Consider the following 12,008-nt stretch of genomic DNA (forward strand, 5'->3'; position numbering starts at 1 on the left):
TAAAAGTCACTTTTTCTTATTTTATTAAGCCAGGCCTGGTAAAAATTTTGAAAAATTATGATTTCAGAAAAGTAAAGCCTTTTCCTGGAGTTTTTTCTACTGAAAAAATGCAAATTAAAATCAACCGTAATCTACATTTTTCATGGCTGACCACTGCTTGCCCAGGCTTTGCCCGGCAATTTCAAAGGCTAAGAGCTGGTCCAGGTCAGCAAATTTTTTCACTTTCAACTGCCCGCCTTTTTCCAAGCGCCAGGTGAGCTGCCGGTAGACCTTTCGTTCACTGGACTGGCCCAGACTGTATTGGCGGCCGGCTAAAGAAAACTGAATATCGCAGCCGTCTTTAATCGCCTGGACAAATTCCTCCAGGCTGTCAAACTGAACGCTCCAGACAGCTACCTCGCTCATCCGGGGCCAGCAGTCAGCCAGGGACTGCCCCGCAATCTGGCAGGTCAGAAATTCCTCAGTATTGGCAAAAAACTGCTGCTCATCCGGCAAATCGCAGTTGATCAAGGTCTTGCTGGCCGGGGTCAAGGGATTGCCGTCATCAACTAAAAGCCACTGCTGGCCGTTTAACTTAAAATGTATCTCATCGCTGTCATCAGCGGCTGTTTCTAATTCTTGAAAACTGGAAATCGGACGCTTGCTTACTGACATAAATGCCCTTTCTAAAAAAACGAGATTTGATTATTAGACATTATTGTACATCTTTTTCAGTCCTTTTGTCTCGTAATCTCTCCGATTGCCCGCCGCATTTCGGCCAAATCCAGGACGCTATAGGCAAATTCTTTTCTGACCAGGTCATCTGGTAGGTATTCATCATACTTGTCAAAAACCGGCACTTCCTGAGGATAAAGCAAATCCAAAGGGTCAAAATCTTTAGCAGCTTCTTCAGCCAGAATCTGGTAGAATTCGCCTTCACTGACATCCATGCTGAACTGGATGTAGTATGGCCGGACTGAGTCAAAATTCTTGAGCCCTAAGCGGCTTGCGCATTTAAGGCGCAAGAAGCGCTCTAGGGCCAGAAAAGCGTAAGAACCCGTCCAAGGGAAAAGGCAGTAGGTCTTAGCCCCCAGGTTAATCAGCTGCTTATCTGGCAGGCAGGCAGCTTGCGCCATTGCTCTCGTTTCGCTCAAGCGGGCAGCCGCGTTTTTCATCAAGTAGGGGTACTGCCTCTCTTCTGCCAGAATCGTCCTCATCTGCTGGAGAACTTTGGGATGGATATCACCAGCTACATCCCCAAAATAAGCCGGGATTCGGCCTTTAACCTGGTGGACGTAGACTTGCCGGCGGCGGCGGTCGATTTCTTCAACCACCCAGACATGGCCGGCGATGGCGATTTTTTCACCCAAAGGCGGGGGCTTAACGATCGTCCCCAGTTCTTCTGACTCAGCGTGGACGCTGTATTCCTCGTTTTCTTGGAAAACGGCGTAAAACTTGAAATTGTTGGTCACCCGCTCGCCGGCTAGGCCAACGATCAAACCGCCATTTTCCGTCAGCTGAATCTGGTCGGTCTTGATCAAGTGGCGGAGCAAAACCTTATAGTCATCCTGGCTGACCCAGCGGAAGTAGGACAGGGTCAAAACCCGGGAGGCAAGTTCTGCCGGACTCATCTCCCCGCCGGCCATCAAAGTGCTCATGGTCTGGTGGTAAAGGAGGCTGTAAGGTAATTGGTGGTCTCTTGGCGGCTCAACCCAGCGCTCTTGTAAATACAGCTCAACCAGGGCTATCCCCTGCAGAAGCGACCAAGGGAGCAAAACTGGCAGCATGGCCCGGCTTTCAGCCTGCTCTTCGCGCATGACAAACCACATCTCTGCTGGATTGCCCCGCCGGCCAGTCCGTCCCATCCGCTGCAAAAAGCCGGAAACGGTAAAGGGGGCTTCAATTTGAAAGGCCCGCTCCAGCTGACCGACGTCAATACCCAGTTCCAAGGTAGCCGTCGCGCAGGTCGTAATATTGGCATCTTCGTCCTTCATGATGGCCTCTGCCCCCTGCCTAAGGGCCGCGGACAGGTTGCCATGGTGGATCATGAAGCGGTCTGGTTCATGCTTATATTCGCAATATTGCCTAAGAACCTGGCAGACAGCTTCACATTCTTCCCGGCTGTTAGTAAAGACCAGGCACTTTTTCCCCCTGGTATGGTCAAAAATATAGGCCAGGCCCGGGTCAGCTAATTCTGGTGCCTGGTCGCTGGCTTGATCCAAAACGGCCTGGGCCGGCAGGGCAGAATGGTCTCCAGCCTGGTCACCGCTTTTATAAAAGTGCTCCATTGACAAGCGCCAGCGCTGGGGCTGACTTTTCACCTTAGGGATCCTGGTCTGATGGCCCGAACCCGCACCTAAAAACTGTCCAGCTGCTCCTGGATCGCCGATCGTAGCTGACAGTCCGATCCGGCGTGGTTTAACACCAGCCAGCCGGTTTAAGCGCTCTAAGAGGCAGAAGGTCTGCCCGCCCCGGTCGCTTCTTAAAAAGGAGTGCAGCTCATCGATGACAACATAGCGGAGGTCGCCAAATAAGCGGGGAATATCCGCGTGCTTGTTGATCATGAGGCTCTCTAAAGACTCCGGCGTTATCTGCAGGACCCCTTGGGGCCTTTTGAACATTTTCCGCTTTTGAGAAGCCGAAACATCCCCATGATAGCGCCAAACCGGGACATCACTGTCTTCGCAGATGTCTTTTAACCGGTCATACTGGTCATTGATCAAGGCCTTTAAAGGAGCGATATAGAGGCAGGCAATGGAGTCAGCCGGATTTTCCGCCAAATCTGTCAAGATGGGAAAAAAGGCTGCTTCGGTTTTCCCGGAAGCAGTCGAAGCCGACAAAAGCAAATTGTCGTTAGTAGCAAAAATCACCTGGGCCGCTGCCGTCTGCAAAGGCCGCAGGGTCTCCCAGCCCCGGGAATAGATATAGTCCTGGATGAAGGGAGCATAGCGGGAAAAAGTATCCATAAAAAACTTCCCTAAATAAATCTAAATAGTAAATTCAGCAAAGTCGCTGGCCTTTTCATCAGAGACGGCATCTGGCTCAGTGTAAGCAAAGTCCCCGTCTGTCAAAAGACTCTGCACGGTCTGACCAGGATTTTGCAAGACAATGTCTAAGAGCTCGATAAAGTCCCGGATGATTTCTCTTGGGGTGATCATGCTGCTCGTGCCAACTCTGGCATATTCAATCTTGATAAAGTCAGCCAAGTCCTTTTCGCTGATCGTCCGCTCATAGCCATAAAGGCTGGTATGCATGTCGGCCAGTTTCTCCGTTAAAACCAGCATTTCTTCTGCCGTCAAGGGTTCCAGGCGGATCACGGGAGCATACAGGTCCCGCTGCCCTTCCTTGGCAAACTTGCCTTCGGCCAGGCGGGACCTGAGGGCTTCGTAAGAGTAAACTCCCCGCCGCCGGTCTTCGACTGCCTGGGGCGTGGCCCCCATAATAATGCCCAGGTACTTGGCCTTGCCCTGCATGGCGTCATTGTACATGCTGAGTAGCTTTTCATAGTTGTACTGGCGGGAGATGGCGTTGGGAATCTTGTAGAGGTTGACTAATTCATCGACCATGATAAACATGCCACTATAGCCGGCCTGGCGGAAGAAAACGGCAAAAAGCTTCAGGTACTCGTACCAGTCTTCATCAGAAATAATGATGTTGACGCCTAGGTCCTGCTTGGCTTCTGTTTTCAGCCGGTATTCCCCTCTGAACCATTTAACCACCTTACCCTTGCTGTCTTCGTCGCCAGCCAGGTAGGCATGGTAGTAGCGCTCTAAGAGCTGGGCAAAGTCATAGCCATGCACCATTTCGCTCAAAGAAGAAATCTGGCTGACAATCTTTTGGTCAACAGCTGTCTGAAAGCCGGGGTCATCAAAAGGAATTTTGCTGGCTACTGCCGTTTGGACATTGTTGATCCAGCGGTCCAGGACTAAAGTTAAGGCTCCGCCTTCCGGCCGGGTCTTGGTGGCCAGGTTCTGGATCAGTTCCCGGTAGGTGGCCAGGCCCTGGCCCTTGCTGCCCTGCAGGCGGCGTTCCGGGGACAGGTCGGCATCTAAGACGATAAAATTTCTGTCCATCACGTAGTTGCGGATGGTCTGCAGCAAAAAACTCTTGCCTGACCCGTACCGGCCCACGACAAAGCGGAAGGAGGCCCCTCCTTCTTTGACTAAGTCAACGTCGTGTAAAAGGGCCGCGATTTCCGCCTTCCGGCCCACCGTGATATATGGCAGGCCAATCCGGGGCACTACCCCGCCTTTAAGTGAACTGATAACCGTTTGGGCAATCCGCTTGGGAATCCGTTTCTTTTGCTCCACTATTTCTCCTCAATCCCTAATAAGTCGGCAAGGTCGCTCCGGTAATCTTCCACGATTTCCGCCTTCTGGCCATCGCAGTCGATTACGGCATCGCCGATTTCGTCAAAAATCTTCTCATTGATCTGGTCCACGACCACGCTTAAGAGCAGGTGCCGCTGGCGTAAAAAGTCCTGGTAGGGCTGGCCGGAAAAAAGAGCCAAAAGCAGCTGCTCTTCATTCTCGTCTAAGCCCAGGTCACTAGCAGCTGATTCATCGATAACCTTTGTCATCTTTTCCTCTGTAGCAGAAGACTTAGGTACTTGCTTACTTTTCTCGATAGAATTTTTCTCTATTCTTTCAGCTTCTTCGGCTTCCAGCTGCCGTTCTTCTTCAGTCAGCAGGCTTTCCTTGGTTTCAGCCGCGTCAGCCCGGATCTGGTCCAGGCTGGCCAGATTGATCTTAACCTTTGGCCGGGCCCTTTCTACCAGGATTTCCTGGTAGTCAGCAATTCCTTGTACGATTGCCTGCTTAAAAGCGGGAGGCAGGTCTTTTTCTTTCAAGGCCCGTCCCTGCTTAAAGGCCTGCCGGCTCAAGCGGTCAAATTCATGCATGAAATTGGCCAAAATCTGTCTCTGCCGGCTGGAAGGCCAGTAGACTTCATTACTCCACTGCCCGCCCTGGCAGCGGTAGACAAGGCCAGGAGCTAAAATGAGCTCAGCTTCTTTGACCGGATCAAGGCTGAAGAAAACTGTATCAGCAAACATTTCTACCGGCAAGGTCGTTTTTTCCCCGACCAAAAGCTTAAGCAATTGATAAGGGTTAAGGCGGACTTCCTGCCAGACCTGGGCTAAAAGTTCATAAAACTTCTCCGGTTCCTTTTTCAGCAAGGGATTGTTCTTAGGCAAATAAGAAGACAAGCAGCAAATGGCCTGGTAGAGTTCCTGCCCGCTTGCTTCACCGGACAAGAGATGATGATAAACCTCCCCCCGCATCAGCTCGTCTGCAAAAGCCGGGCGGATTTGATCAAGGGAAAAGCCGTAATAAACCAGGTAGTTCTGCAAGATATGCTTTTGCTGCCAGCTAGTGGAAATATCCTTTTGCTCCGCGCACTTGGCAAAAAGAAGGCGGAGTTGACGGAGGCCATCAGCTTTATCCTTAACCCCAATCTGGCAGACTAATTCACTGGCCAGCAAATAGACATAGGGAGCCGGAGCTGGCTTGTACTTGCCCTGCCGGAACTTGGTCCGCCAGGAAAAATAGGACCGCAACTGGTCGACGGTCAGATCATGGTAGACTGGCCGCTGCTTGTTAATTGGGACCATTTTGGCAAAATCATCCTCGTAATTTGCCATCAGCATCCCCTGCCGGTAAAAATTGCTCTCCCGGCGGGGTACTGCCAGATAGTCGTAAGCCTCCTGCATCTGCTTGATCCCTTCCGGGACCACGGGCTTGCCCTTTTCAGCCAGCAGGCGGTCAAAGTCGCTGTCTTTGAAAAAAGCCGGCCGCTTTGGCCGTTTAGGGATCACTTCTTCTTGGAAGTCTTCTCCCTCATCATCCAGCAGGTAGATTTCATGTTCTTGGCTGCTATCTTGCCTATCTACATCTTCATTTTTTACAACTTCCAAGGGCCGGGAGCTCTGGTAGGCAGAATCCAGGGTCTTGTAAAAGAAGCGGTCGTTTAAAGCAGGATTTGTTAAATCAACACTGATCCAGGCCGGGTCCTGCATAAAAACCGCTGGTCCAAAAGCAGGCTGGCCAGCCAAAAACTTAGCCAGTGACCCGCATTTCAGTTCAACCGTTTCGCGGCCGTCCTTCTTAAGGAGCAGGGCAAAGCTTTCATTTGCTCCTGGGACCGTGACGGCAGCCAAGGTCTGCCCGGCCAGGTCGACGTAGCTAGCCTCAATATCATATTTGCTTTGAATGTAGTCGGCTACTTCCGCCAAGCGCATGCCTGCCCCTCCTTGCTGTTTTTATCATAATTATAGCACGATTTTTCGAACGTTAGTTCCAAAACGCGCAAAAATAAAACTGCCTTGCAAAATGCAAAGCAGTTTCAGATTCGTTGTCAGAATTAACGACGACGTTCTGCGATACGAGCAGCCTTACCGCTACGAGTCCGCAAGTAGTAAAGCTTAGCACGACGTACGCGGCCGTGACGGGTAACTTCAACCTTGGCAACACGTGGAGTGTTAACTGGGAAAGTCCGTTCAACGCCAACGCCGGAAGCAATCTTACGAACAGTGTAAGTAGCACCGATGCCAGTACCCTTCTTCTTGATTACGACACCTTCGAAGATCTGGATACGTTCGTGAGTACCTTCAACAACACGTACGTGAACACGAACAGTGTCCCCGGCACGGAATTCAGGCATGTCGTCACGAAGTTGTTCTTTAGTCAATTCTTGAATTAATGGATCCATTATTGTTTCTCCTTCTACGGCATTCATCAACCTCTCTGGGCCAGCGGAACACCCCTAATCTTTATTGGTAAAATACCACGTCTAATAGAATACCATCTTTGGCCAGGCAAAGCAAGCTTCTTTAGTCCAAAATCTTGAGCAAGTCTTCCTTTTGCAGGCTGGTGCTGGAAACAGACTCTGCCGTCAAGATGCCTTGCGCCAGCTGGCTCTTAGCTTCCTGCAAGTCCAAAATAGCTTCTTCAACCGTGTCCTTGGCAATCAGCTTGTAGACCGTTACCTTCTTTTCCTGGCCGATCCGGTGGGCCCGGTCAGTTGCCTGGTTCTGGGCCGCCACGTTCCACCATGGGTCATAGTGAATGACGGTATCCGCCCCGGTCAAGTTGAGCCCCGTCCCCCCGGCCTTAAGGGAAATCAAGAAGACCTTAGCCGGACTGTCTTTATGGTTGAAGACGTTGACTAAAGTCAGCCGTCTGGCTTTAGGGGTCTGGCCATCGATCCGTAAAAAGCCGATTTCCTCTGCCTTCAGGCTTTCTGCTAGCAGGTCCAGCATGCTGGTAAACTGGGAGAAAAGCAGGACCTTGTGGCCCGCGTCAATCGCGCTCTTGATCAAGTCCACGCAGGCCAGGCGCTTTTCAGATTCACCCTTGTAGTCTTCATAAAGCAGGCCCGGGTCGCAGCAGATTTCCCTGATCCTGGTCAATGCTGCCAGAATCTGAATCTGCTCGCGCTTGATGCCTTCATCATCCTCAGCCATGACTTTCTTTTTCAAGCGGGCAATTTCAGCGTCATAGAGCTTTCTCTGCTCCTTGCCCATACCGACATAGCGGACTTCCTCCAGCTTGTATGGCAGGTCCTTGAGGACGTCTTTTTTCAAGCGGCGCAGGATAAAGGGGCCAACCATCTGACTGAGCCGGGTCAGGCAGTCCTGGTCATCTTCTTTAACGATCGGGCTTTCAAAATCCTTCTTAAATTCCCGGTAGCTCTTTAAAAAGCCCGGCATGATGAAGTTAAAAATACTCCACAGTTCGCTCAAACGGTTTTCAATTGGTGTCCCGGTCAAGGCAAAGCAGTGTTTGGCCTTGACGACGGAAACGGCCTTAGCCGCGGCTGTCCGCGGATTTTTGATCATCTGCGCCTCATCGATTACTTCATAGGCAAAAGTATGCGGGGCATAGTTAGCAATATCGCGCTTAAGCAGGTCATAAGAAGTAATCACAACGTCGATATCCTTTAAATCTGCCAGCTGCTCGCTTCGCTCTTTCTTAGAGCCGGCTAAAACCAGGGTCTTCATTTTCGGGACAAACTTTTTAAACTCAGCTTCCCAGTTCAGAACCAGGGAGGCCGGAGCCACGATCAAACTTGGCTGGCCCTTTTGACTGGCCAGGAGGCTGATCACCTGCAAGGTCTTGCCCAGACCCATTTCATCCGCCAGAATCCCGCCAAAGCCATGCTGGGCCAGCCGGTTCATCCAGGCAGTCCCGGTCTTTTGGTAGGGCCGGAGAATCTTCTCCAGTCTCTTTGGCAATTCCAGTGACGCTTCTTTTTGGTCAAAATCGTCGATCAGTTGCTGGAAGTGGTCGTCGCGCTCAATTTCACCCATCTCCTGCTCTTTTAAGAGCTGGTCAACGTAAAGGGCCCGGTAGGCCGGCATTTCCAGCTGCTCTTTGCCAAAATCCTTAGCGGTTAAATCTAAGTTTTTAGCTAAAAGGGCCAGCTTTTCCAAGTCCTGGCTGGCTGGATTAAGGAAGCTGCCGTTCTTCAAGCGGATATACTTCTTCCGGTCCTTGTACTGGCTGAAGACCTCCGCTAATTCTTCTGGCGTCAGCTCACTTTGCAGATCCAAGCGCAAAAGCCCGTCACTTAAGGAAAGGCCAAAAGCCAGATTCAGCCTGTCTTTAAGCTTGAGCTTTTTAAAGGCTGGAGTAACTTCAACTTCATCAAAGGCGGCAAGCAATTTCGGCATCCCTTCCAAAAGCTGGTATACCGCGTCGTCATCCCCTTTATCCAAGCGGCAGTCGCCGTCTTCCAGGTCAAAATATTTCTCCAAAAGCTCAGCCAGCTTCTTTTCCTTGTACCAGTCCCGCTTAACTGCCCTCTCCCCGCTTTCGCCCAAGCGGAGCTCTTTGCCCTGGTAAAAGACCCGGGCCTGGCCAACTACATCATCGCCCTCTACATCCAGGCGCAGCTGGCTCTTTTCCAGGCCTCCTGCCTCTTCCAAAAGCTGCTGGGCAGCCTGACTAATAGTCAAGTTGCTGTATTTTTTCAAAAGGGGCAGGACAGTGGCCTTGAATTGGCTCAGCTGGTTTATGTCAAAGGACACGTCAATATTTTCTTTATTGCCAAAAAGGGCGTACAGCATGTTGCCAAGCTTGCCGGCAATAAATGCCTCATCTGTCAGCTGATAGCTGGCCCGGATCCCCCGGAGTACCGGCGGGCAAATCCCGGTAATGCTGATCCCCCGGCTCCCGTATACGTCGATCTCAAGCTCAGCTTTCTCCAGTTCGCCCCGCTTGGCAGGAACGACCTGCTTATTGTCCAAATTTTCGACTTCGCTGCCTTCAACCGCCGCGAAAAAGCCGTCAATCCGGCCGGAAGCAATCTCAATGCTCCTTTTTGACTTCCCGTAAATTTCCGCCCCATCTGCCGCGATGGTGGCCAAAAAGCTGAACAGGCGCTGGCTGGCCGGGTCAAAAGAATCTGGTGACACCAAGACTTCTTCCTTGCCCAGGGACATTGGCCGCCAGCTTAAAACGTCGTCGACAAAATTCTGGATGTTTTTGACCACGTAAAGGCGCTTTTGGCCAACTTTAAACTTGACTGAAAGGGACCCGCCCGGCTCTTTTTCCAGCTGGGCCAAAAGCTTCACGTCCTCTAAAGCATCCCGGTCAAATTCTTCCAGCATCTCTGCCCGGGCCAAGGCGCGGCCTGCCTGGTAGTCAGTTAATTCACCCGGGTTTTCCCGCATAATCATCAAAACCAGCTTCTGCAGGAGGGCAATTTCATGCCGGCAGGGGCCGATAATTTCATCCTGCTTGCATTCGCTAAAATTGCAATTCAGCTCAATCACCTTATTAAGGCCAACTTTAACGCTGACCCTGTCCCCGTTACCGCGGTTGGCGAAATGGCTGAAGCCGGTAACCGTTAAAAGGGGCTGGTCAGCATGAGCCTGGCTGTCATCCAGGTTAACAGCAACCAAGTGGGCCAGGGCCGGATTATCCCAGATCCGCTCCCAAAGGACAGGATCAAAGTCAACTGATGCAAGAATTTTACCAGGATCAAAAATATAATTGACGTATTTTCTGCCCAGGCCGTAGACCTTTTCAATGATCTCTTCCTGCCGCTTTTTACGGTCACTTGCCGGCAAATCACTGGTCAAGGGTTCCTGGATGGCCTGCATCCCTTCGATAAAAAGCTCCGTGGCGTATAAGCAGGCTGCCTCGTGCTTGCAGTTGTAGCCTTCAGAAGCGTATGGGCAGTCACAGTCCATCCACTTGATCTCGCTCCAGTCATCAGAGAAGTCGATTTCTACGTCATAGCTCTGCCCGGGCTTGCCGACCCGGCAGTGGATGCCAGCCGGCAAGTCGCTGTAGCTGGGCGCGTAGACCCAGTCCCTTTTCCAATAGTCCCTTCCCCGGTCCAGGATCCGGTTGGAAAAAAGCTTCCTCCATTGCAGCGTCATCAAATCACCTATTAGCCTGCTCGTCTTCTCTGATCTGCCGCAGCATTCTGACTTCTTCCGGGGTCAAGTCCCGCTTCTCCAGCAGGTCCGGCCGGTGCTCCTTGGTAGCCTTCAAGGCCTGGTAGTGCCGCCATTCATCGATCTTGCCGTGGTTGCCTGAAAGGAGGACATCTGGCACCTTTTGCCCCGCAAAATCAGCTGGCCGGGTGTATTGCGGATATTCCAACAGGCCGTCTGAGAAGGATTCTTCAACTGGTGACAAGGCATTGCCCAGAATCCCTGGCAAAAGGCGGACAGTAGCGTCGATCATGCTCATAGTTGGCAGCTCCCCGCCAGTCAAAACGTAGTCGCCGATTGACACAGTTTCGTCAGCCAGGTCGTAAACCCGCTGGTCAAAACCTTCAAAGTGCCCGCAGATGAAGGTCAGGTTTTCTTCCTTGGACCATTCCTGAGCCATCTGTTCATTGAAAGTTTTCCCCTGGGGCGCCGTAATGATGACCTTGCCCTTCTTTTCCAGGGAATCAAGGGCCTTCTTGATCGGCATCACCTGCAGAACCATCCCGGCCCCGCCCCCATAAGGAGTGTCATCGACGGACTTGTGCGGCCGGTCAGAAAAATCGCGGAAGTTGACCAGGTTCAGCTTCCACTTGCCATCTTCCTGGCCCCGGCCAAGCAGGGAAACCTGCAAGGGGGTAAACATTTCAGGAAACAGGGTCAATACGTTGATGTTCACTATCTCAAGCCCTCCATTAATTCAACCCGGATTTCTTTATTATCAATATCCACGCTCTTAACGACCTGCGGGATGTATGGGAGCCAGAAGTTCTTGCCGTTTTCGTCAGTTACTTCCCAGATGTCATTGGCGCCTGGCGCTTCAATATCAGTCAATTCGCCGATTTCTTCCCCGCTTTCATCGTCGAAAACCTTGCAGCCCAAGAGGTCTCTATAGTAGTAGACCCCATCAGGTAATTCCCCTTGGTCTTCTTCGCTGATCAAGATTTCCGTCCCCTTCAGCTTTTCCGCCTGGTCGATATCGGTGATTTCCTCAAAAGTTACCAGCCAGAACTGCTTAAAGGGCCGGCCAGCGGCTACCGTCACTTCCCGGCTTCCGTCGCCCAGGTAAAGACGGGAACCAGTTCTGAAGCGGTCTTCCGGAAAGTCGGTGGTCAAAGCGACCTTGACTTCACCCTTTAAGCCATGGGTCGCGATGATTTTGCCAACATTGTAGTAATTCATGGTGTATGTTTTTCCTTTTCAAACAAAAAAGTTTGAAGCTAGTGCCCCAAACCTTTTCCAATTATTTGTTGTACTTTTCGTCGTGCAACTTAGCCATCAAGCCAGCGCCTGAAAGAAGTGAACGAACAGTGTCTGAAGGTTGTGCACCCTTCTTCAGCCATTCAAAGATCTTGTCTTCATCAAGCTTCAATTCCTTTGGTTGTGAAACTGGGTTGTAGTAACCAACTTCTTCGATGAAGCGGCCGTCACGCGGTGCACGTGAATCTGCTACAACAATCCGGTAAAATGGCTTTCTCTTAGCACCCATACGGCGCATACGAATCTTAACTGACATTAATTAGTCCTCCTAAATTTCAATAGTTATACTATAACATCCAAAGAGCAGCCTGTAAAGTATTTTTACTTA

9 protein-coding genes are annotated in these 12,008 nt (G+C 51.1%); all 9 read right to left on the reverse strand.

Annotated features, from left to right (window positions below):
• Positions 1-120 precede the first annotated feature (120 nt).
• The gene (locus Q0J41_RS04665; RefSeq protein WP_296226836.1) at positions 121-654 is read right to left on the reverse strand and encodes a hypothetical protein; all 534 of its coding nucleotides are present in this window, start codon (positions 652-654) and stop codon (positions 121-123) included.
• A gap of 56 nt (positions 655-710) precedes the next feature.
• Positions 711-2,945 carry a DEAD/DEAH box helicase gene (locus Q0J41_RS04670; protein WP_296226838.1) on the reverse strand — a complete coding sequence of 745 codons (2,235 nt, stop codon included), beginning with the start codon at positions 2,943-2,945 and terminating at the stop codon, positions 711-713.
• Between the two features lie 21 nt (positions 2,946-2,966).
• Complete coding sequence (locus Q0J41_RS04675; protein WP_296226839.1) at positions 2,967-4,289, reverse strand: ATP-binding protein; 1,323 nt, start codon at positions 4,287-4,289, stop codon at positions 2,967-2,969.
• Positions 4,289-6,217, reverse strand: coding sequence for a TerB N-terminal domain-containing protein (locus Q0J41_RS04680; protein WP_296226840.1), 1,929 nt, complete (start codon positions 6,215-6,217; stop codon positions 4,289-4,291). The genes Q0J41_RS04675 and Q0J41_RS04680 overlap by 1 nt, the downstream gene beginning before the upstream one ends.
• 122 nt (positions 6,218-6,339) lie before the next feature.
• Complete coding sequence (gene rplS, locus Q0J41_RS04685) at positions 6,340-6,687, reverse strand: 50S ribosomal protein L19 (protein ID WP_003612033.1); 348 nt, start codon at positions 6,685-6,687, stop codon at positions 6,340-6,342.
• A 121-nt stretch (positions 6,688-6,808) separates the two neighbouring features.
• Positions 6,809-10,366 (reverse strand): DEAD/DEAH box helicase, encoded by a 3,558-nt coding sequence (locus Q0J41_RS04690; protein ID WP_296226850.1) that lies wholly within the window; start codon positions 10,364-10,366, stop codon positions 6,809-6,811.
• Positions 10,367-10,370: 4 nt separating this feature from the next.
• Complete coding sequence (trmD, locus tag Q0J41_RS04695) at positions 10,371-11,099, reverse strand: tRNA (guanosine(37)-N1)-methyltransferase TrmD (protein WP_296226853.1); 729 nt, start codon at positions 11,097-11,099, stop codon at positions 10,371-10,373.
• The gene (rimM, locus tag Q0J41_RS04700) at positions 11,099-11,602 is read right to left on the reverse strand and encodes a ribosome maturation factor RimM (protein ID WP_296226855.1); all 504 of its coding nucleotides are present in this window, start codon (positions 11,600-11,602) and stop codon (positions 11,099-11,101) included. The genes trmD and rimM overlap by 1 nt, the downstream gene beginning before the upstream one ends.
• Before the next feature lie 61 nt (positions 11,603-11,663).
• Positions 11,664-11,936 (reverse strand): 30S ribosomal protein S16, encoded by a 273-nt coding sequence (rpsP, locus tag Q0J41_RS04705; protein WP_002879737.1) that lies wholly within the window; start codon positions 11,934-11,936, stop codon positions 11,664-11,666.
• Positions 11,937-12,008 lie beyond the last annotated feature (72 nt).

This window comes from uncultured Lactobacillus sp. (assembly GCF_944327175.1).
Lineage (GTDB): Bacteria > Bacillota > Bacilli > Lactobacillales > Lactobacillaceae > Lactobacillus.